The sequence below is a fragment of the endosymbiont of Galathealinum brachiosum genome, assembly GCA_003349885.1.
Lineage (GTDB): Bacteria > Pseudomonadota > Gammaproteobacteria > SZUA-229 > SZUA-229 > SZUA-229.
This window is the reverse complement of the sequence record QFXC01000003.1, coordinates 24,615-45,859: the sequence shown is the minus strand read 5'-3', so window position 1 is coordinate 45,859 and position 21,245 is coordinate 24,615. Positions and strand designations below refer to the sequence as shown.

Here is a 21,245-nt window from a genome sequence, read left to right as displayed (position 1 = left end):
AGCACTGCTTTTACGTTACGTGGTTAACACGATTGTAAACATTGAACTTACCAGTTGGAGCATAGAAGCCCTTAATGGTAGCTTTCTTCTTAAGCGTCTTAGCATCGAAGATAACGATCTCACCATTAGGTTTCAAAGAATCTGAACGATTCCAGATTGATACCCAAACTTCAGATCCGTCAGCATTAAATTCAAAGTGAACCGCTGCATAACCTTTCTTGGTAGTTAACTGAATAGTTTTAACAATCTCACGGGTTTTCTTATCGATAACCTGTACTGATTGCTGAATTTCAGGTTCTGGTGTTTTAGTCTGGTCAGCCCAAACATACTTAGACTTAGGATGTGTTCTTAAGAATACACCAGGGCCATCAGTTTCAACTGTGTAACATTCTTTCCAGGCAGCTTTCTTATTGCCCTTAGGATCATTACCCCAAACCGTTACCAGACCAGTACCTAAGTGAGTAGTACCAGATACCTGACCACATTTAGGATCAATCCAGTTTGCACCAGGACCAGGATGTGGAAGTTTATCAACATCGATCATTGCTTCTAACTTACGTTCTTTAGTATCAATGATTACCATCTTGTCAGATGCATTCGCTGCAATCTGGAAATAACGACCGGTTGGATCGAAGAAACCATCATGTAGGAACTTAGCTGAATCAATTTTATCGATACGTAGATTCTCGATATCAGAATAATCAACCTGCCACATCTGACCCAGTTCCTTCATAGAAACCATCCAGGTAGGTGCCATAGGTGTGTCATAAACTGCTGCTACGCGTGATTCTTCAACATAGTTACCATCAACGTTTACACCGCGAGATGAAACAACTTTGATAGGCATCATAGTTTCAGCTTCAAGAATAACGAAATGTGGTGGCCAGTAAACACCGCCGATTACGTACTTACCATCACCTGAAACGGCAACGTCACGTGCATCATAACCAACCTGTACTGAAGCAACCTTCATCTTCTCAGGCTTCGCCCAAAGGTCAACTTTAGTCATCAGACCATCACGACCCATGATGTACCAGAAACGACCAGGATTTTTAGCTTTCAAGAAATCATGATGTTCAACAGTTTTCAATACATGTACTGCGTAACCCGTATCGATATGCGTTACGATTTCATGCTTGTCACCATCAACAACGGCGATCTTACCTGCATCACGTTCGATAACAAGGAAGAAGTTTTCCCAGTTACGGTTATGCTGAGGTTTACTTGGATAATCTTTAGGCTGAACAAATACCTTATGGCGTTTCTTCATTAAATCTAAAGACATTTCTGGTGGCTTAGGTGGATCAATTTGAATATACGTTGCCAGCATGCTGATTTCTTTCTTCGACATAATGTCGTCGAAGTTATTCATGCCGCCTTCAGTACCCAGCGCAATAATTTTCTCTAAACGCTTCTGGCCTTTTTTCAATGTGTTTTTAGGTTCCAGGCTTTTGCCTGTAGCACCTTTTCTTAAAACACCGTGACAACCAGCGCATCGTTGAAAATATAGTGAGTCAGCTTTTTCAAAATCTGCCTCACTCATGGTTGGCTGCTTAGCCTTTGCCGCAGCAATAGGGCTTACCGCAATGGCAGAGGCTGCCAATACAGTTGCAGTTATTAATTTTGATAAAAGTCTTCGTTGCATTTTTCTTCTCTCCTGATGGATAAAAAGTTGTTCTGCCGATATTATTGAAACAGGTCGATGCCGCTAACCTGAATACCCCAATAACACCTGTTCAGTTGTACTTGAGTCGGTAATTCATTCAAAAACAGAGCGTAACTCGGCCTTTGCATAAACTACCTCCCTGGTGGTATAGAGTAGAAGCCATTACCACTTTTGTAACCTTGACTTTCGTCAAGATAGGTTATTGTACTTTAGAAAATAAGCTTATTTTGATGTATGACAAGATTTTCGAGGGAACTATTGTTAAAACGCTGGAATTAAATGATAAAAACAGGTGAAAAATTGAGTTGGAATCTAGCAAAAGAAAGAAACGCATAATTAGTCAAACTCGGGGACAGACCTTGCTTTTTAAGCTCTGTCCCCTTAACCCATACCACAAGAAGTTGGCAGAGTAGAAACCTTGAAGTTACTGCACCTTACCCTTCATGTAAGGTGTATATTTCTGATCAGTACCGTTAATGTGATTCACCAGCCAGGTTTTCAGATAGACAGCAACATCTTCAATCGTGCGTGTTTTATCTACACGATACTCATCAACATACTTTGTTACCTGTTTAATCATATCTTCATGCTGCTGTTTATGAGCATCAAAATCCGGATAGTCACACTCCTTCATCAATCCCTCTTCTCTAGTGAAATGATACTGGGTGTAATCAATCAGCTGATTAAGGATATCTTCAATCATCTGATCATCTGTTTTATAATGTGCCGCCGACTGTAACTGGTTAATCAAACCCAACAGCTTTTTATGATCAGTATCGATAGAATCTATACCAACACTATAAGAATCCTGCCAGGTAACAAAACGGGTAGCGATTAATTTGTCATGAATTATAGGAATAACAATCAGTACAGCTATTAATATCCAGGGTAGTGGATGAGAAAAACCAAGCATAAAGCCCAGTACTATCATTACCAGCAAACCTAATATCAATACTGACATTATCAGCATGCTGATGCCCTTGGTAACAGTCGACATGATTTTTAGCCTCGGATTTGTGTTGAGTTTGAATTTAAAGGTTAACTAATATTCGTGTACGTTAAACTGATATAAGTCAATTTTACGAATAAAGCGATATGTATATGTTGTTTACTCTACTTTATTAAATCAATAACTGAGCGTTTAAAAACATCATCAGGCACTCGTAGCGCTTTCTTCAAAGCTACATCTCGATCCCACTGATTACGAATTCCACCCACATGAAAGGCATCACTAATGCTTATATGATTGATATGATACCAGGGCGACATTAGTGGAAAAAACTGCAATGGCCAATCAGTACCATAGATCATTTTTGATTTAATGACATCATCTTCCAGCGCACGTGATAAGTAATTTAACTTATTAATCTGCGTTAAGCTTGAAATATCCGCATATAAATTCGGATACTTATGCAACATGGGTATTATCCTGCTGAAATTATCCTGACCTTCATTTTCACCGGTTGTCGCAATATGGGCAGCGATAACCGTCACACCTAACTCAAGAGCATATTTTAATCGTTCGGGATCGGCATACTCATCAACCGCGTGAGAGAATGACTTCTCCATTCCCGCATGACTTAATAAAGGCATTTTTAACTCCGCCATTAATTCATAAAATTCCTTATATTGCTTATTTGACGGATCAATATTCATTATGGATGGAATCCACTTGACCAGTACCGCTCCCTGTTGTTTTACTTTTCTTAAACGCGCCAGCGCATCTTTACGTCCCGGATGAATACTTGCACCAAATAACAAATTATCATAACGGGATGTTTCTTTTGCTATGTACTCGTTAGGCACATAAACCTGTGTTTTTGTTTTATTCAGTTTACCTGCATTTTCACCACTGGTGTCCACGTAACCATCCATAGCCAGAATGACAGCCTGTTTTACACTTCTGGAATGTGAAAGACTCTCACTAAGTCTGGTTATTAATATCTGATCACCCTTTTTAACTAACTCTTCTTCCGATACATTCATAGCCCACAGATATACGGGGAAACGAAAGTTATCATGCATTTCGCTATTCACAAAACAGCCACTATCCCCATAACCCAGGCCGGCCACATGTACGTGTGTATCAATAATTGTTTTCCCGATACCGGGATCCAGATGATCTAAAGCATGATCCCGGGAAAACATAAAACTGGTTGTTAACGTTAAAATAATGATGAATATAAATTTTTTCATTGAATTTTATTATTAATATATTTTTGAATGATGATATTAACAAATAAATTTCATTTTTCAAAAAAAGACTACTTTAGTCAACAAATGGTCCATGTTGACGTATCGGCTCATTATGAGGCACACCAAAACACAACATAAATTCACTATTTTCTTTCACAGATATATCCAGTACAAACAGATCTTCAATAAACATAGCCTGATCGGCTTTCAGATTATATTTGCCAATAACTAACTCACCCTTTAACAGGTAAATAATTCCCCGCATTGAAGGCTTTATGTCTACTGTATATTTCGATTTATTTTTAAGCGTCACATGCTGGTAAATTACATCTGTATTCAATTTAAGTGGTGAGTTTTCACCCACCAGAACTTTCACCTGTCCACCCTCTACTTCAAGCACAGGGAATTCACTTTCATTTACCTGCTGGTAAGAGGGGGCAATTTGTTTCAATTTCTTAGGCAGGTTAATCCATAACTGGATGCCATTACTATTGTTATCTTCTGCCGGCATTTCTGAATGAATCAATCCCTTTCCCGCTGTAAACCGTTGCGCCCCACCGGGTATAACAAACGATTCATTACCCAAATTATCTTTATGATTCATACCACCTTTAAACATATAGGTAATTGCCTCAAAACCACGGTGAGGATGGTCAGGAAATCCACGCCCCGGACCGATGTCAAAATGATCCCATAAAACAAAAGGGTCAAAATTCATAAATCCATTTAAAGGAAAAAGGCGTTTAACATCGACCCCGTCACCTTCTGGCACAAGTGTTACATCACGTATTTTCACAGTCATATTTATTCTCCGAATTTATCACCTCTGTTGTGAGGCTCGGTAAAATTTAATTCAGGCCCTTTTGGCACTAGCTGTGTCGGGTTTACACTAGTATGGCTATAATAATAATGTCTTTTGATATATTCAAAATCCACAGTCTCTGCTATACCTTCCACCTGATAAAGCTCCCTAAGGTAATTAGATAACTCAGGATAGTCAGCAATACGTTTTAAATTACATTTAAAGTGCCCAACATAAACCGCATCAAACCGAATTAATGTTGTAAATAAACGCCAGTCGGCTTCTGTTATCTCATTACCTGTCAGGTATCTCTGCTTTTGCAGAATTTTTTCGACATTATTCAGCTCATTAAATAAACGATCAAATGCCTTTTCATATGCCTCCTGCGAAGTAGCAAAACCACAACGATATACCCCGTTATTAATATTGTCATAAACAGGCTGATTGATAGCATCAATACGTTCACGTAATTCTGCAGGGTAAAAATCTGTTTTCACATCCGTGAATTCATTAAATTCCTTATTCAGCATACGAATAATTTCTGATGATTCATTATTTACAATGGTTTTCAGTTTTTTATCCCATAGAACAGGCACTGTTATTTGCCCGGTAAACTCTTTATCTGCACAGGTATAAATTTCATGCATATGCCTGAAACCATACAAGTCATCGCAATACTGTCCTTTTTTTTCAAAAGTCCAGCCATCATCAAACATGTCAGCTTCCACAACTGATAAGCCAATTATCTTCTCGAGTTTCTTAAGTTTTCTAAAAATTACGGTTCGATGCGCCCAGGGGCATGCATTAGAGACATATAAATGATAACGATCCGCTTCTGCAGCAAACTCTGAACTTCCATCCGCTTTCACGCTATGACGAAAAGTCGATTCCATGCGTTTAAATTCACCGTCATCTATTTCTTTTTCAAGCCAGTTATCAACTAGCTCACCTTTTATCAACATACCCATATTTATTACCTGCTAATAGTTTCAACGTTAATTCGCTTATTTATTAATTTTATTATCGATACTGAGCATCCCTGCGCCGTGAACGGATAACAGTAACAGACCACCTGTGATGCTAATGTTTTTCATAAACAGAATCATTTGCATCTGATCAGCCAGATTTGCATGAAAAATAACTGCAGCAAGAACAGTAAATCCAGACAAGGCATAAGCAGCCCATTTTACTTTAAAGCCAACAATCACCATTAAACCTCCAATAATCTCAAGCGCTATGACCAATGGTAGTAAGGCACCCGGAACCCCCATACTATCCATATAACCTGCTGTTCCAGCGTATCCTTCTCCCAGCTTGTTTAAACCCGCCAATAAAAAAATATGTCCTAGAAATAGTCGTCCTGTTAATTCGATTACATTATTCATGTCTTTTCTCCAATAGATATTTAATATGTGAATAACATTATGAACCTAATATTTAGATTAAAAAGCGCATAAAATAGGCTATATATATCTAATATTTAGATATATAATAAAGCGATGAGAACACCAAAAGTTACGCTTGATCAATGGCGCGCATTCCATGCGGTTATTGACTGTGGTGGTTTCGCTAAGGCTGCACTTCAGTTAAACCGTAGCCAGTCATCAGTAAGCCACTCTGTAAACAAACTTCAAAATCAACTAGGCATAAAACTATTACATATTGAGGGACGTAAATCGGTTTTGAGTGAAGCAGGTAAGATTCTTTTACAAAGATCACGTCAGTTAATCGATGATGCCTGTGCTATTGAATTACAGGCGAACCACCTTGAACAGGGTTGGGAGGCCGAGATAAGACTGGCTGTTGAAGCGGCCTACCCTACCCACCAGTTAATGAGCGCTTTAAAGCTGTTTAAGCCCTTAAGTAATAAAACACGAATCCGCTTACAGGAGGTTGTTTTATCCGGTGCTGAAGATATTTTACGTGAGGCTAAAGCAGACCTCCTGATTAGCCCGTTCGTACCAAAGGGTTTTCTAGGTGAGAAGTTAACTCAGGTAAATTTTGTTGCCGTAGCTCACCCGGAGCACGCTCTGTTTAAACTGAATAGGGAAATTACAACAGATGACCTGAAACGTGAAACACACGTTATTGTCAGCGACTCTGGAAGCAAAGGAATAGATGCTGGCTGGGTAAGCGACTCACAACGCTGGTCTGTCAATAACATGGATTCAGCTAAAAAAATTATTAGTAATGGATTAGGTTACGGCTGGTTACTGGAAGAGGAAATTGAATCATCAATTAATAATAAAAAACTTAAATACCTTCCCTTAAACGAGGGACAAAAGCACACTAGTATTCTTTACCTTATCTATGCAAACCTTAATCAGGCAGGCCCCGCCACAAAACAGTTAGCAGAAATTCTAAAGCAGGTAAGCCAGTAATTTACACTACAAAATTCAACACTAAATAAGGTATGCATTATGCCTAAGCTATAAGCTTAAAAAAGAAGACAAATAAACCTGTAAATTAGGTTAATAGTAAGCTATATGTTGGTATAGCCCCAAAAAATGATAAGAATATGAGCTGTAAGTTAACATTGATAACTACCATTCGCTATAAGCTTAAAGCAAGTGTTATGGCTCTATTTTTAATGTTAACACTTATGGTAGAACCAGTCTGTGCTGAACTGGAAACACAGATACGTGGACTCATGCTCGGGCAAATCCCATCGTTTATCTATTGGCCGGATATTTCAAATCACCCTGAAACAAAAACACACTTCGACCTCTGCATTCTGGGCAAGCATCCATTTGGCACATTACTTGATGAAATCTACTCCACGAAACTGATTAAGACTAAACCCGTTCACCTTCATTATATTAATAAAATAAATGAAACAAACTCCTGCCACCTTTTATTTATTTCAGCTTCACACAAAAATGAACTAACAAATATTATTGCCGTTGCACAGGAACATTCTATTCTGACAGTTTCAGAAACCAGAGGATTTAGCGACCATGGTGTGATTGTAAATTTCTATAATGCAAAACAGAAAACTCGTCTGGCAATTAACCATAATTCAGCGAAGAACTCGGGGTTTAAAATAAGCTCAAGATTACTTTCAATTTCTAAAATAACCCATCCACTTATAGATTGATTATGAATAAACATGTTTCAATAATTTCATTTTTAACCCTGATTATTATAAGCAATCAGGCGGTGTCTCGTGACAAACCCATAAACGAGATCAAAGATTTATATGATCAACCACTTGAAACATTAATGGACACAGAAACTGAACTCAAAGTAAATATTGGTACACGTGATAAGCAACGAGACGTTTACCAGAGCATGGTTCCAATAGATGTTATTACAGCTGAGCAGATGAATAAAACAGGCTACACAGAGCTGAGCAAGGTATTGCAACGTTTATTACCTTCTTTTAATTTTCCTCTCCCATCTATCACTGATGGCACAGACCATGTCAGGCCTTTTACCTTGCGCGGCATGGCAGCAGATCAGGTTTTAGTTTTAATTAATGGCAAACGCATGCACGCTAGTACCTTATTAAATGTAAATGGCAGCATTGGCCGTGGTTCATCTGGCGTTGATTTAAATACGATTCCCTTACGCTCAATAAATCGCATTGAAATTTTAAAAGATGGTGCAGCCGCACAATATGGATCTGACGCAATTGCCGGAATAATTAATGTTATATTAAAATCTGATACCGATATTAATGAAATATCCAGTACATTAGGCACAACAGATGAAGGTGACGGAAGACTTAAACAAATAGACTTACATTATGCCATTCCACTCGCATTTGATGGCTTTATTAATTTTACAATTGAAGCAAGAGACCGGGGAGAAACCAATCGATCGGGAGTAGATGCACGACAGCAATATTTCACAGGAGATCCACGTAACGATGCAGATCCAACAGTAACAACACATTATGGTGATGCTGACACGCAGGATTTATTACTCAGTATGAATAGTGAAATAGCCGGACCGGGAGATGTTAGTTACTATGCCTTTGCTTTATTCGATTACAGAGAAAGTGAAGCCAGTGCTTTTTTCAGGCCATCACAGGATAATCGAAATGTGCGTAATATCTATCCGGATGGATTTCTACCGCATATTAGTCCGGAAATTTTAGATGCATCAATTACACTTGGTATAAAAGATGAAACAAATTCTGATTTTCGCTGGGATGTAAGTTACAACGCAGGCGTAAGTGATTATACCTTTCAGGTAAATAACAGCTTAAACACTTCAATAGGTCTATCATCACCTACTACTTTTGATAGCGGAAGCACTCAATCAACACTACAAATATTAAACCTTGATCTATTTAATAAATTTAACCGAAACATGAAAGACAGCATAAATATTGCTTCCGGTTTAGAAATAAGACATGAAACATATAAAATTTCTGCTGGTGAACAGGCCTCATGGGTTCATGGTGGCAGCACCGTTCTTGATGGACCTAATACAGGTGACAACGTCAGTGCCGGTGCTCAGGGCTTCCCCGGGTTCAGACCTGAAAATGAAGTTGACCAGTCACGTAATAATTATGCCGCATATATCGATTTCTCAGGGCAAGTTAATGAAAAGTGGTCTGCTGGTGCTGCTCTTAGATATGATTATTATTCAGATTTTGGTAGCACCATAAATGGTAAATTATCTGCTGCATATAAAGCTAATGGGGATTTAATGCTGCGTAGCTCAGCCAGCAGCGGTTTTCGCGCACCTAGCTTACAACAAAGTTTTTATACTTCATCTGCAACTATTACCGTTAATGATAATTTAACTGAAATTGGTACTTTTTCAGTTAATCACCCTTTAGCTAAGTCTCTAGGCGCGACAGATCTTGAAGCAGAAAAATCTAATCATCTGAGTCTTGGAGCCATATATCAACCCTCAAATCGACTTTCCGTTTCAAGTGATTTTTTCTATACAGAAATAGATGACAGAGTTGTACTGTCAGGTGAAATCAGCCAGGACCCAGGCGAATCATCTGCCGAAGTAATTGCCATTTTACAGGCCGCAGGCGTTGAAGCAGCTCGTTATTTTTCTAATGCCGTAGACACTAAAACTTATGGATTTGATATCGAAATAAACTATACCCCTGAAATAATATGGGGAAGCAAAATAAAGTTAAGCGCATTATATCATCAAAATAAAACACAGATTACAGGTGATGTAAAAACACCTGATATACTCAAACCAGATGGTGATGAGGTTATATTTGCAACAGACCAACGTGATGATCTTGAATCATCGCAGCCTCGACAAAATTTCATTCTTACAGGTGATATGAGTAAAAAACAATATCACTTTCTACTCAAATTTATCCGTGCAGGTGAATTTAAAGATGATGTACAAACTTTTTCAGCACAGTGGATGACTGATCTTGAACTCTCATACCAGCTTACAAAAATATCAGCCATATCTATAGGTGGACACAACATATTCGACTCTGTTCCGGACACAATAGATAACGATACCAGCCCTATTTTTGGCGACAACAGCATCATACCTTATTCTCAATTTTCTCCTTATGGGTTTAATGGTGCATTCTTTTATTTACGTTTTAATGTAGAGTTCTAACATACACCAACTACCCATTACTTTAGATATATAACAGCTTAATTCTTTAATTTATTCTGCTCCGATTTAAACAATGAACAGTGCAATTCTGCTATACTTTGAACCACTGAACACAGCAATAAATACAAATCATGATTAGACTCGTTTTCATATTAGTTTTATTAAATACATTAGGCGCCTGTGGTCAGAAAAAATATTCAGCTCCACCCGCCAATATTTCATCTAGTGATTCGCCAACAGTAAAAAAACTCTATGCTCATTATAATGAATGGCGTGGTGTTAAATATCACGAAGGCGGCCTGTCAAAAACCGGTGTAGACTGTTCAGGTTTTGTGCATATCGCTTATAAACAGAAACTACATAAGAATATTCCCCGCACTACCCAGCTGATGTCTGAATCAGGAAAACAGGTTAAGATGAAAAGCCTTCGACCGGGAGATTTAGTATTCTTTAAAACAGGGTTTAAAGTTCGCCACGTGGGTATCTATGTAGGTAAAGGCGAATTCATTCATGCCTCAAGTAGTCGTGGAGTAATGAAATCCAGACTAAATACCCCTTACTGGGTTGATGCTTACTGGATGTCACGTCGTTATTAAAATCATCAAGTACCTAAGATTATGAAAAAAATTAAAAAAATAATATATACACTCATTTTTTTGAGTTACTCGTCGATTTCACATGCAGAAATTCTCGTTCTGGTACATGGCTGGTCAGCGAATGCCAACACCTGGATACAAAGTGGTGTCATTCCCACTCTGGCAGCAAATGGATGGAATAATGCAGGTATTGTTATCTCATTACCTAATTACCAAATTAACTATATTCCTGCTCATGGTGAAAAAGCCGATAATAAGGTTTATCGAGTACATCTGCCTGCTGAGGCACCTTTACATATACAGGCATCCCACCTGCTTGGTGAATTAAATTTTATACATACTTTATTTCCAGCTGAAAAAATAAATTTAGCAGGTCATTCTGCAGGCGGTGTTGTTGCCCGACTCGCATTAATTAAAGCGAGTAACCTGCCTATTATTTCACTAATAACAATTGCTAGTCCAAACACGGGTACTCCACGTGCATTGGAAGGTTTAGATATTATTGAAGGCAAGCCTTTTTTTTGTCCAGGGCCGGGGCTGGATATTGTTAAAACCTTTATTGGTGGAAATGATTATCGTTACCTGAAAAGTTCTCGCGGTGCATTAATTGATTTACGACCTGCAACATTAAACAGTTTAATTGGTTGGTTAAATCACCAGCAGCATCCGCAAATACAATACCATTCTATAGTTCGTCAGGGAGCAGCTGATAATATCGTACCTGAGTATAGTCAGGATCTTAATCGAGCACCCGCCCTTCAAGGTAAGGCTCAAGTTTATCTAACACCAACCGATCATAGCCTTAAAGCAGCCGATGGACAGTTACTTGCTGATATTTTAAATCGATAAGGAAAGTTATTTTTTTAGAGACACATAATAAAGTCGAACTGACTGTAAAAGATATGTAAACAATAAACCCAGACTTAATAACCAGGCTAACATTGCCGGGTAGAAAAACACAGCCCCCTTGTAAAAACTTAAAAGCGTTAGCAGTAACGCTGCCATATGACAATAGTATTGTCGCAGCATCTTTTTACGGCTAATCACCTCATTCATAGTGGGCACACCAGACAGGCCTTTTTCAGTAAAAGCCAGTTTTCTATTTAGATGAAGCCAAACAAGAAAGGGAACAATTTTAAATAACATGCCATTTATTATTGAAAAAACAAACCCCGTAAAAAAAATAAAGCCAATAAACACACTTAAACTAACTTCAAAATAATAACTATAATTATAAACAAAAACACATATTACAAGTGAAGATAAACCTGTTAACCAGAAATACAAACTCGCATCACTTAATCTTTTTTTACGTTGTAATAATAGTTTGATACTAATTGCTGAAAAAGCAACAATAGCGAGACTAACAATTGATATCATAATTGTTTTTGAATAATCAGCTACTATTTGCACTGACAACAAAATAAGACATAGAAACATTAGTAGAGAAAAAAAACGCTTAAATATATCCGGATATTCACTGGTTACCTGAAACATAGGAACCACCTGATAGGTAACCGCTACAATCATCAGGGTAACCCAGCCCAGAGTACCCCACAGAACATGAATACCTGTAAGCTGCCTTAATAAGGGCATAGAATCCCATGCTGTACCTATTGCTAATAAACTACCAAACAATAATGCAACCCATAAAGCGCTTACTGAATAACGCATACTTACGGCTGATGCAAATTTTGATTTTGCTTTATACAACCCCAATGAAGCGAGAATAAGAAAGATAAGTAAACCGGGAATCAGAAAAATCAGACCCGGTTTTATCAATAACGGCTCAGAAATAGCAAGCCCTGTACAAAACAATGTCACTCCTGAAAACATCAGAAAGTGTATTATCTTACTGCTAATTTTTGATTTATATATTTCACTTCCTGCTAGAACAGGTAACAACTGAAAGACTGCTCCCATCATAATCATGCTAATGAAACCAAGAGTTAACAGATGAGTAATTGCCAGAGTTTCTGGTAACCAGCGATGCTGAAGAACATCAGGCCCGGAAAATAATAATAAAATAACAGCTGCTATAGCAAAAATTGGCGCACTAATAAAAAATCGTAACGGTGTCCAGAGTTCGGGAGCCTGATCCAGTGATAGCTGGGTATAATTCATGTTATATAGATTAATTTTAACTAAAGAAGTTCAATGTTTTTACCTTAAGTTGACCCCAGGTTTTTTAAATTTTATTATTTTTATATTAAACTTTTTATTAATTCGCCGGTTTTTTTATCTTTAGCAAACCACATATAAATATCAAAACCATATTCTCCGTCGGTAACTTTATACCTGAATCCATTATCAAGTAAAATATCATATAACGGGAAAGGCTGCATACGATGAAGCATTCTTAAATACTCACCCTGCTTTAAATTTTCAAGCCCTTTCATAACAACTTCCATAGGCTCGGGAGACTGCATTTCATGTACATCCAGTATAATTTCTTTACACATAATCAGGCCGCGTGGTTAGTTTTACTAATAATATCCTTTGTTAACTCTTCTGCTCTATCTGCACAATCTGTATCTATCATTGGATAAAGCATCTGCTCTTCTTTCATATTATGTTGCTGCATATATATAAGAAGTGTTTCAGATAAGCCAATATAACGATCTCGATTCTTTTCTTTTAATGCTATATCGAGTTCGCTAACAAGCGCTCTCATTTGTTCATGTTCGTGGCGCATCATTTCTGTTGGCCCATGACGCATGCCGGTAGCATCTTCAAATGCAGGAAAAAGGATTTCTTCTTCATGTGTGAAATGGGATAGCAAACTTTCAATAAAATCGTTTGCAAATATCTGCGCATTTTCCCAGTCATTATTAGAAACATACAGTTCAGCTTGCGCATACAGCGCATCACAACGCTTGTGATCTGTAGTCATTACATCTCGAATAGAAATCATACTCTCTCCTTTATAAGGAAAAAATACTATTCAATATTATCTGGAACAACCTTAACAAAGGTCAATTTTATGATTTTTTTAGTTTTTATACTTACTATATAAGCAGGTGCTTAAACCATTGCGAAATCTTCCATCTGATCTCTGTCTAATATCGTAATATCCGAGCCATCTACCTGTATTGTTTCACTGTTTCTTAACTGTTTAATGATACGAGAAAAAGTTTCAGGTTTAATTGAAAGACGTGATGCAAGTACTGATTTAGGTATCTGCAAATGCAGCTTATCACTATCACCCGCCTGCTCAAGCAAGTATGCAGCAAGTCGATTTCGCCCAGTCTGCACACTAAGGTGGTCAATTTCATGTATTAGTCCACGAATTCGCTGACTCATTTTACCCAGTAATACCAGACAGGTTTCCGGATTTTTATTCAACATCTGTAAAAAACACCTGGCATCAAACCCAATGACTTCCGCTTCATTGAGCGCAGATGCAGAGACAGGAAAATGAGGTTGCTCCAGAAACATCAATGCCTCAGCAAATGTTTCACCACTATTAACCACCTCTATCACCTTTTCCTGACCATCAGCAGAAATTCGAAACAGTTTAACCAGACCACTGAAAACCAGATAGAAACTGGTAACTTCATCCCCCTGAGAAAACAGGGATTGCTCCTTCTTAAGTTTGTGTAAATGCGCATGTTCCCAGATACCAGCAAGCTGGCTATCGTTCAGGTTATCAAATAGGTGGATATTTTTAACGAATTCTTTATGTAATGGCGTTAGCACACCTGCTCCAGTGTATTATTTTTGTATTTACAATAGAGCCGCAGTATATCAGCTCAGTATTATAAGTAGTTGAAAGTGTGTGGTTTTCGCTTGATAAATATCAATGTTACTTACCTCCCAACATTATCTAATATAGCCACAAATATATAAACCCTTATATATAATAATAACAGCGAGGATACTGCGCTATGTCTGAGGTTTTTACAAAATCAATGGCACGTAACATCTTTTATGGTGGAAGCGTGTTCTTCTTCTTACTCTTACTCGCGCTCACATACCAGACTCATGAAGCCTGGCCTGAGCGTGATAACCACGAAAACCTTACTGATACGGTTCGACATGGTAAAGAGTTATGGGAAGTCAATAACTGTGTTGGTTGTCACTCATTACTAGGTGAAGGAGCATATTTTGCACCTGAACTGGGTAATGTTTATCAGCGTTATGGAAATAGCACTGAAGCAATCAAAGCATTCATTATGAGTCGCCCTAAAGAAGGTGTACCGGGTCGTCGTAGCATGCCCCAGTTCAACTTTGATGATGAAGAACTGGAAGCAATTGCCCAGTTCCTGAAATATGCATCGGGTATTAACACTAACGACTGGCCACCTAATATTCAAGGTTAAGAGGTAGAGATAATATGAAATATGAATCACAGTCAGTTGCAAAACTGTACTTTATCGCTGCAATAGGCCTGTTTGTTGGTCAGATCGTTTTTGGTCTGGTTATGGGCTTGCAATATGTCATGGGAGACTTCATGTTTCCTGAGATTCCCTTTAACGTTGCCCGCATGGTGCATACCAACCTGTTAATCGTATGGTTACTATTTGGTTTCATGGGAGCGTCTTACTACTTGATACCTGAAGAGGCCGAAACCGAACTGCATAGTCCGATGCTGGCTAAACTCATGTTCTGGGTATTTTTAGTTGCAGGTGCTTTAACCATTTTAGGTTACTTACTTGTTCCTTACTCAACTCTTGCGGAAATGACTGGTAACAGCTTATTACCTACTATGGGTCGAGAATTCCTCGAACAACCGACCATTACCAAGATTGGTATTGTAATTGTTGCTCTTTCCTTCCTGTATAACGTTGGTTTTACAGTTCTGAAAGGCCGTAAAACAGTTATCACCTTGGTACTACTAATTGGTTTAGCTGGTTTAGCAATATTCTTCCTGTTCTCATTCTATAACCCAGATAACCTGGTTAAAGATAAGTTCTACTGGTGGTTTGTTGTTCATCTATGGGTAGAAGGCGTTTGGGAATTAATCATGGCTTCAATTCTGGCCTTTGTATTAATCAAAACTACCGGTGTTGACCGTGAAATTATCGAAAAATGGTTATATATCATTATCGCAATGGCACTGATCACTGGATTAATTGGTACTGGACATCACTTCTTCTGGATAGGTGCACCTGAGTACTGGTTATGGTGGGGATCTATATTCTCCGCACTCGAACCGATACCGTTCTTTATGATGACCGTGTTTGCTTTCAATATGGTAAACAAACGACGCATAAATCATCCCAATCAGCCTGCAGTTTTATGGGCACTGGGTACAGCGGTAATGGCATTCCTGGGTGCAGGCGTATGGGGCTTCATGCATACACTGGCTCCAGTTAACTATTACACTCACGGCACGCAGATTACAGCGGCACACGGTCACATGGCCTTCTATGGTGCTTATGTAATGATCGTACTGGCAATCATTTCTTATGCAATGCCATTACTACGTGGTCGTAAAGCATGTAATAGTGCAGCATCTCAGGTAGCTGAAATGTGGTCTTTCTGGTTAATGACTATCTCTATGGTATTCATCACTCTGTTCTTAACAGGTGCTGGTATTCTGCAGGTATGGTTACAACGTTTCTCAGATGAACCCATGTCATTCATGGTAGTACAGGACAAGATCGAACTGTTCTACTGGTTACGTGAAGGCGCAGGTGTTGTCTTCCTTATCGGACTACTGCTCTATGTTTATAGCTTCTTCATCGGAGGCGAAGAAAGAACAGTAGAAGAGAAAGTGTAAAAAGAAGTACAGGTAGTTGATCGGCTTAATAAAAGCCGATCAACTCACCACCCCTGTCTACCCCCTTGACCGAGACAATCATGTATATACAAGAAACCATCAAGACCAAATACCCACCCGGCGATCTCGCACTCTGGATTTTTATCTGCGCTGAACTTCTGGTATTTGCCGTTTTTTTTGCCGCCTACGCGTTTACACGGGCCAGCAACATCGAATTATTTAATCAGTATCAGGCTACATTGAATACTGATCTTGCACTGCTTAATACCATTGCACTACTGACCAGCAGCTACTTTGTGGTTAGTGCAATCATTGCAATAAAAGAAAATAAACAACAAAAATCCACCCGTTTTCTATTTTTATCTATCATTGGTGGTTGTGCATTTTTAATTATGAAAATGACAGAATATTCACACCATATGAGTGAAGGCATTAATCTAACAACCAACCTTTTTTATATGTTTTATTTATCACTTACATTTTTCCATTTTATGCACGTAATTTTGGGCATTATGATTCTTGTAGTTTTATGGCTGAACACACGCAAAGGTTTATACACGGCTGACAATCATGATGGTCTGGTATCGGGCGGTGCATACTGGCATATGGTTGATCTGGTATGGCTCATTCTTTTTCCATTAATTTATATCATGAGATAACGGGAGATAAACAATGGGAAAAAGCTATCGCACTAATAATATTATCTTTACCACATTATTATTACTTACTTTATTTACCTGGCTATTAGGTCAAACCGATATAGTTGGTGATATATCAGAAAAAATAGATGGGAAAACATTTTTCCTTATCTTACTAACTATCGCTGTTATAAAAGTACAGTTAATTGGTGATTTTTTTATGCACCTGAATACAGTTTCAGGATTCTGGCGCTGGATTATTACCCTGTGGGTAATACTAACCGGCGGTTTTATCGCCATCGCATTCTTATTTTAAGAGGACACAATCATGACCGAAGCAGCAACATCTATAAACTCACATGATGAAATACCCTTTTACCAGCCAACTGGTAATGAGATGGAGTTATTTGAATATGCATTTAAAAACAAATTACCTCTTTTAATAAAAGGCCCGACCGGTTGTGGTAAAACCCGCTTTATTCAGCATATGGCGGCCAAAATGAATCAGCAACTTTATACCGTTGCCTGTCACGATGATTTAACCAGTGCAGATTTAACCGGTCGACATTTAATTAGTGAGTCTGGCACCTACTGGAACGATGGCCCACTCACCCGTGCAGTGCGTGAAGGTGCAATCTGTTATTTAGATGAAGTAGTAGAAGCCCGAAAAGATACCACTGTGGTATTACATCCACTAACTGATGACAGACGTATTTTACCTTTAGATAGAACCGGTGAGATTTTACATGCACCTGATAATTTTATGCTGATTGTATCTTACAACCCGGGTTATCAGAATTTATTAAAAGGAATGAAGCCCTCAACTCGACAACGTTTTGTCGCTATTAGCTTTGATTACCCGAATGAAGATTTAGAAACACAAATCATCATTAATGAAACAAAGATTGAAAGAGAACATGCAGAAAAACTGGTTGCTATAGCCAGCGCACTTCGTTCACTTAAAGATCATGATTTAGATGAAGCAGCATCTACTCGATTACTGATTTATTGTGCAACTCTGGTTAAAGACGGATTCCCATTTAGAGATGCCTGCACAGCAGCCATTATTGAACCTTTAACCGATGATGAAGACACATTAAAAGCCTTACACGATATTGTTGATGCATTTGTGGATTAAATAAATTTCCGTCATACCTGCAAGGTCAGGTATCCAGTGCCTTAAGTTCACCCAGAGGCACTAGATTCCTGCCTACGCAGGAACGACAGGATACGAAACATTATGTTAGCCCCTACAACTAAAACGCAAACTTATCGAAACTTAGGACAAATAGCTTTCTTCGCTCTGTTTATGTTTGCGCCTGTATTAGATATTTTTCGCCTTGATTTGATTGAGGGTAATTTTATTTTACTGGGTTTTAACTGGACTCTGGGTTTAACTGAATGGCAACAGGGTGATGCCAGCGCAGCAGAAGCAGCACTAAATATACTCATCAGAGTATTCATTCCCCTGTTTGCACTTGCCGGTACATTTATTATCAGTAGTTATTTCTGGGGCCGACTCTATTGTGGCTGGTTATGCCCCCATTACACAGTAGTAGAAACCATTAACAAATTAATGACCCGTGCCATTGGTAAACCGTCTCTATGGGAAAATAAAAAACTCCCTGAGAAACAGGCAGATGGCAGCATTCAAAAAACCAACCCAGTTTTTAAAATATTTACATTTTTAGCCATTATCGGTTTTGCTTTTTTGTGGGCAGTCAGTTTTATGACATACCTGTTACCGCCGAAAATGATTTACCATAATTTATTTAATTTTCAGCTTACATTTAACCAGTCATTATTTATTGGTGTAGCGACTATTTTATTATCTATTGAATTTGCATTTGCACGACATTTTTTCTGTCGTTTTGCCTGTGCTGTGGGCATATTTCAAAGCTTAGCCTGGATGAGCAACAACAGCGCCAGAGCAATTCAATTTGATGGCACTCGTGCTGACGAATGCAAAGACTGCAATGAGGCCTGTGACAACGTTTGCCCTATGCGCCTTAAAACCCGCACCAGCAAACGTAAAAAATTTACCTGCACCACCTGTTTAGCCTGTGTATCAGCATGCGAACAGGTACAAAGCGGAGACTCATTACTCAGCTGGGAAAAACCCGATGAGAATGCACGTAGCACCAGTCCGGTTTTTGTGCCCCTTAAAATAAAGAAGGATAAGTAATGGAAGAGCAAATAGGCGAACTCTGGCATAAGATTCTTTATAAAGTGACTGACCAGACCTTTCCTGAAGCAAAGGTTGAACTGAGTAATATTAAAGGTCGGTTACTGATTTATTTACGCGCCTTAAATAAAGATAATGGTTTATCTATTGAACTGGCAGATAAACGAAAACATACCAATAAGCGTAACTGGGTTCAAAAAATGGCGGGCAATCACCGCTATATTACGGCATGCTGGCGTAATGAAGATTCTTTATATCTACCATCAGATATTGCTGTTTATGAAGATCCTAAATTAAATGAAGATCTCTATTTCTGGCTTGCAGGACTTAGCTCTCAAATACCTGAAGATAAATTATCTCAGATAGATAGCTGGATTAGTTACAACCAGGTTTTATGTCAACAAACTCTTTTACAACACAATGGACTGAAAACAAAATACCATCGTCTGGTTAAAGCTCACATTAAAAATCGCCCTGATCTGGAGACACTGGAAGAAAATGATCGACTGGCAGAAGAAATCATTCGTGATGCGTTGCTAAATCCCGAAAAAATACAGCAATTACCCGAAACAGAATTTGACCCGGCACATGTACCCCTTTGGTTATACCAGCCTCAGGAACAAAACAAAAAATCAATTAACAGGGATAATGACAATAACAATCAACACAGCAAAAAACAGAAAGAAGTAAAAGACATGGCGCGGAAAAAAGCCCGCGAAGTTGAATCCAGTGAAGAAACCACCGGGTTAATTGCTGTAAGAATGGAAAATATCTTTTCCTGGGGAGAACATGCAGCTGTAGATCGTTCACTTGATGATGAAGATGATTTAGATTGTGCAGAAACGGCTGCAAAAGAAATGGATGAAATTGCAGTGACTAACAATCAACGCGCTTCATCTTCACGTTTGAAATTTGATCTGGACTTACCATCAGCATCTGAAGATGACATTGTTATTAACGACGGAATTTTACTACCAGAATGGGATTTTAAAAAAGCAGAACTGATACAGGACCACTGCCGAATTCTAGAACTACAGATAAAAAACCCGGGCAGTAGCGAACTGCCAGACCACTTAAAATCAACCGCAAAAAAACTCAAAAATCAGTTTCAGGCTTTAGCACCTGCAAGAGAATGGCGTAATGGACAACAGGATGGCCAGGAAATTGATATCGACCGCTGGATACGGTTTGCCAGTGATAAAAAAGCCGGCCAGGCAAGTGCCGATCAGTTATATAGAGAAATGCGCAGCGGTAAACGTGATATGTGCTGTACCCTGCTTGCAGATTTATCTTTATCAACCGATAGCTGGCTTAATAACGACTATCGTATTATTGATGTAATCAAAGACACTTTGTTACTTTTTGGCGAAAGCCTACAGGCAACCGGTGATGAATTTTCAATATGTGGCTTCTCGTCAAGAAGACGCGATCCGATTCGAATTCATCAATTGAAAAAATTTAATGAAAAATATAACGGCATAACCCGTGGAAGAATTAATGCTATTAAACCCGGCTATTACACACGTTTAGGTGCTGCCATACGTTACACCACACAGCAACTTACTGAACAACCTCAGGGCAACCGTTTACTAATGATTCTAACCGACGGAAAACCCAACGATCTTGATCAATATGAAGGTCGTTATGGAGTTGAAGATACCCGACAGGCAATACTTGAAGCCAGAAGAGCCGGTTTACAGCCATTTTGTGTAACCATCGATACAAAAGGTAATGAATATTTACCTTACCTGTTTGGTAGTAATAGTTATGTTGTAATTAAAAACCCAATTGAATTACCCAAGCGCCTGCCCTTACTGTATGCGCAATTAACCAGTCAATAATTTAACACGACGCCTGTTTACAAAAAAGTACTGGCATCTA

The 21,245-nt window shown here is 38.5% G+C and carries 22 protein-coding genes; 12 read left to right on the top strand and 10 right to left on the bottom strand.

Going from position 1 to position 21,245, the window contains the following annotated elements:
- Positions 1–10 precede the first annotated feature (10 nt).
- The 6 genes from DIZ80_01620 to DIZ80_01595 all read right to left on the bottom strand — a co-directional run bounded on the left by DIZ80_01620 (position 11) and on the right by DIZ80_01595 (position 6,049).
- A complete protein-coding gene (locus tag DIZ80_01620) occupies positions 11–1,645 on the bottom strand; it encodes a nitrite reductase (protein RDH85656.1) in 1,635 nt (544 codons plus the stop codon).
- 445 nt (positions 1,646–2,090) lie between these two features.
- Positions 2,091–2,663, bottom strand: coding sequence for a hemerythrin (locus DIZ80_01615; GenBank protein RDH85655.1), 573 nt, complete (start codon positions 2,661–2,663; stop codon positions 2,091–2,093).
- 116 nt (positions 2,664–2,779) lie between these two features.
- Entirely contained in the window at positions 2,780–3,862 is a 1,083-nt protein-coding gene (locus DIZ80_01610) for a metal-dependent hydrolase (GenBank protein ID RDH85654.1), read from the bottom strand.
- A gap of 73 nt (positions 3,863–3,935) precedes the next feature.
- Positions 3,936–4,664 carry a hypothetical protein gene (locus tag DIZ80_01605; GenBank protein RDH85653.1) on the bottom strand — a complete coding sequence of 243 codons (729 nt, stop codon included), beginning with the start codon at positions 4,662–4,664 and terminating at the stop codon, positions 3,936–3,938.
- A 2-nt stretch (positions 4,665–4,666) separates the two neighbouring features.
- Positions 4,667–5,632 (bottom strand): glutathione-dependent reductase, encoded by a 966-nt coding sequence (locus DIZ80_01600; protein ID RDH85652.1) that lies wholly within the window; start codon positions 5,630–5,632, stop codon positions 4,667–4,669.
- Positions 5,633–5,668: 36 nt separating this feature from the next.
- Positions 5,669–6,049, bottom strand: a complete 381-nt coding sequence (locus DIZ80_01595) for a DoxX family protein (protein RDH85651.1) — start codon at positions 6,047–6,049, stop codon at positions 5,669–5,671.
- A 114-nt stretch (positions 6,050–6,163) separates the two neighbouring features.
- Between DIZ80_01595 and DIZ80_01590 the strand changes: the two genes are divergently transcribed.
- From DIZ80_01590 to DIZ80_01570, 5 genes are all read left to right on the top strand, one after another.
- Complete coding sequence (locus DIZ80_01590; protein ID RDH85650.1) at positions 6,164–7,045, top strand: LysR family transcriptional regulator; 882 nt, start codon at positions 6,164–6,166, stop codon at positions 7,043–7,045.
- A gap of 137 nt (positions 7,046–7,182) precedes the next feature.
- Positions 7,183–7,761, top strand: coding sequence for a hypothetical protein (locus DIZ80_01585; GenBank protein ID RDH85649.1), 579 nt, complete (start codon positions 7,183–7,185; stop codon positions 7,759–7,761).
- Between the two features lie 2 nt (positions 7,762–7,763).
- The gene (locus tag DIZ80_01580) at positions 7,764–10,220 is read left to right on the top strand and encodes a TonB-dependent receptor (protein RDH85648.1); all 2,457 of its coding nucleotides are present in this window, start codon (positions 7,764–7,766) and stop codon (positions 10,218–10,220) included.
- A 128-nt stretch (positions 10,221–10,348) separates the two neighbouring features.
- Positions 10,349–10,816 (top strand): glycoside hydrolase, encoded by a 468-nt coding sequence (locus DIZ80_01575; GenBank protein ID RDH85647.1) that lies wholly within the window; start codon positions 10,349–10,351, stop codon positions 10,814–10,816.
- Between the two features lie 21 nt (positions 10,817–10,837).
- Positions 10,838–11,665: a hypothetical protein gene (locus DIZ80_01570; GenBank protein RDH85646.1), complete on the top strand. Its 828-nt coding sequence runs from the start codon at positions 10,838–10,840 to the stop codon at positions 11,663–11,665.
- A gap of 6 nt (positions 11,666–11,671) precedes the next feature.
- On the opposite strand, the gene DIZ80_01565 is transcribed toward DIZ80_01570, so the two are convergent.
- From DIZ80_01565 to DIZ80_01550, 4 genes are all read right to left on the bottom strand, one after another.
- Positions 11,672–12,940, bottom strand: a complete 1,269-nt coding sequence (locus tag DIZ80_01565; protein ID RDH85645.1) for a hypothetical protein — start codon at positions 12,938–12,940, stop codon at positions 11,672–11,674.
- 80 nt (positions 12,941–13,020) lie between these two features.
- Positions 13,021–13,278: a hypothetical protein gene (locus DIZ80_01560; protein RDH85644.1), complete on the bottom strand. Its 258-nt coding sequence runs from the start codon at positions 13,276–13,278 to the stop codon at positions 13,021–13,023.
- A 2-nt stretch (positions 13,279–13,280) separates the two neighbouring features.
- Positions 13,281–13,730: a hypothetical protein gene (locus DIZ80_01555; GenBank protein ID RDH85643.1), complete on the bottom strand. Its 450-nt coding sequence runs from the start codon at positions 13,728–13,730 to the stop codon at positions 13,281–13,283.
- Positions 13,731–13,840: 110 nt separating this feature from the next.
- Positions 13,841–14,515 carry a Crp/Fnr family transcriptional regulator gene (locus tag DIZ80_01550; protein ID RDH85642.1) on the bottom strand — a complete coding sequence of 225 codons (675 nt, stop codon included), beginning with the start codon at positions 14,513–14,515 and terminating at the stop codon, positions 13,841–13,843.
- A gap of 188 nt (positions 14,516–14,703) precedes the next feature.
- Here DIZ80_01550 and DIZ80_01545 point away from each other — a divergent pair, with 188 nt between their 5' ends.
- The 7 genes from DIZ80_01545 to DIZ80_01515 all read left to right on the top strand — a co-directional run bounded on the left by DIZ80_01545 (position 14,704) and on the right by DIZ80_01515 (position 21,205).
- Complete coding sequence (locus tag DIZ80_01545; GenBank protein ID RDH85641.1) at positions 14,704–15,138, top strand: cytochrome C; 435 nt, start codon at positions 14,704–14,706, stop codon at positions 15,136–15,138.
- A gap of 14 nt (positions 15,139–15,152) precedes the next feature.
- Positions 15,153–16,541, top strand: coding sequence for a nitric-oxide reductase large subunit (locus DIZ80_01540; GenBank protein ID RDH85640.1), 1,389 nt, complete (start codon positions 15,153–15,155; stop codon positions 16,539–16,541).
- Between the two features lie 80 nt (positions 16,542–16,621).
- Complete coding sequence (locus DIZ80_01535; protein RDH85639.1) at positions 16,622–17,200, top strand: cytochrome-c oxidase; 579 nt, start codon at positions 16,622–16,624, stop codon at positions 17,198–17,200.
- A gap of 13 nt (positions 17,201–17,213) precedes the next feature.
- Positions 17,214–17,495, top strand: a complete 282-nt coding sequence (locus DIZ80_01530) for a hypothetical protein (GenBank protein ID RDH85638.1) — start codon at positions 17,214–17,216, stop codon at positions 17,493–17,495.
- 12 nt (positions 17,496–17,507) lie between these two features.
- Positions 17,508–18,317, top strand: coding sequence for an AAA family ATPase (locus tag DIZ80_01525; GenBank protein ID RDH85637.1), 810 nt, complete (start codon positions 17,508–17,510; stop codon positions 18,315–18,317).
- A gap of 102 nt (positions 18,318–18,419) precedes the next feature.
- Positions 18,420–19,364, top strand: coding sequence for a 4Fe-4S binding protein (locus tag DIZ80_01520; protein ID RDH85636.1), 945 nt, complete (start codon positions 18,420–18,422; stop codon positions 19,362–19,364).
- Positions 19,364–21,205 carry a nitric oxide reductase gene (locus DIZ80_01515; protein ID RDH85635.1) on the top strand — a complete coding sequence of 614 codons (1,842 nt, stop codon included), beginning with the start codon at positions 19,364–19,366 and terminating at the stop codon, positions 21,203–21,205. Before DIZ80_01520 ends, DIZ80_01515 begins: the two co-directional genes overlap by 1 nt.
- Positions 21,206–21,245 lie beyond the last annotated feature (40 nt).

Bases quoted from the DNA above. Each gene is read 5' to 3' on its own strand.
- DIZ80_01535 (RDH85639.1), top strand. From the start codon at position 16,622: ATGTATATACAAGAAACCATCAAGACCAAATACCCACCCGGCGATCTC.
- DIZ80_01605 (RDH85653.1), bottom strand. From the start codon at position 4,664: ATGACTGTGAAAATACGTGATGTAACACTTGTGCCAGAAGGTGACGGG.
- DIZ80_01515 (RDH85635.1), top strand. From the start codon at position 19,364: ATGGAAGAGCAAATAGGCGAACTCTGGCATAAGATTCTTTATAAAGTG.
- DIZ80_01525 (RDH85637.1), top strand. From the start codon at position 17,508: ATGACCGAAGCAGCAACATCTATAAACTCACATGATGAAATACCCTTT.
- DIZ80_01595 (RDH85651.1), bottom strand. From the start codon at position 6,049: ATGAATAATGTAATCGAATTAACAGGACGACTATTTCTAGGACATATT.
- DIZ80_01555 (RDH85643.1), bottom strand. From the start codon at position 13,730: ATGATTTCTATTCGAGATGTAATGACTACAGATCACAAGCGTTGTGAT.
- DIZ80_01600 (RDH85652.1), bottom strand. From the start codon at position 5,632: ATGGGTATGTTGATAAAAGGTGAGCTAGTTGATAACTGGCTTGAAAAA.
- DIZ80_01520 (RDH85636.1), top strand. From the start codon at position 18,420: ATGTTAGCCCCTACAACTAAAACGCAAACTTATCGAAACTTAGGACAA.
- DIZ80_01620 (RDH85656.1), bottom strand. From the start codon at position 1,645: ATGCAACGAAGACTTTTATCAAAATTAATAACTGCAACTGTATTGGCA.
- DIZ80_01565 (RDH85645.1), bottom strand. From the start codon at position 12,940: ATGAATTATACCCAGCTATCACTGGATCAGGCTCCCGAACTCTGGACA.
- DIZ80_01580 (RDH85648.1), top strand. From the start codon at position 7,764: ATGAATAAACATGTTTCAATAATTTCATTTTTAACCCTGATTATTATA.
- DIZ80_01545 (RDH85641.1), top strand. From the start codon at position 14,704: ATGTCTGAGGTTTTTACAAAATCAATGGCACGTAACATCTTTTATGGT.
- DIZ80_01560 (RDH85644.1), bottom strand. From the start codon at position 13,278: ATGTGTAAAGAAATTATACTGGATGTACATGAAATGCAGTCTCCCGAG.
- DIZ80_01610 (RDH85654.1), bottom strand. From the start codon at position 3,862: ATGAAAAAATTTATATTCATCATTATTTTAACGTTAACAACCAGTTTT.
- DIZ80_01570 (RDH85646.1), top strand. From the start codon at position 10,838: ATGAAAAAAATTAAAAAAATAATATATACACTCATTTTTTTGAGTTAC.
- DIZ80_01615 (RDH85655.1), bottom strand. From the start codon at position 2,663: ATGTCGACTGTTACCAAGGGCATCAGCATGCTGATAATGTCAGTATTG.
- DIZ80_01585 (RDH85649.1), top strand. From the start codon at position 7,183: ATGAGCTGTAAGTTAACATTGATAACTACCATTCGCTATAAGCTTAAA.
- DIZ80_01530 (RDH85638.1), top strand. From the start codon at position 17,214: ATGGGAAAAAGCTATCGCACTAATAATATTATCTTTACCACATTATTA.
- DIZ80_01590 (RDH85650.1), top strand. From the start codon at position 6,164: ATGAGAACACCAAAAGTTACGCTTGATCAATGGCGCGCATTCCATGCG.
- DIZ80_01540 (RDH85640.1), top strand. From the start codon at position 15,153: ATGAAATATGAATCACAGTCAGTTGCAAAACTGTACTTTATCGCTGCA.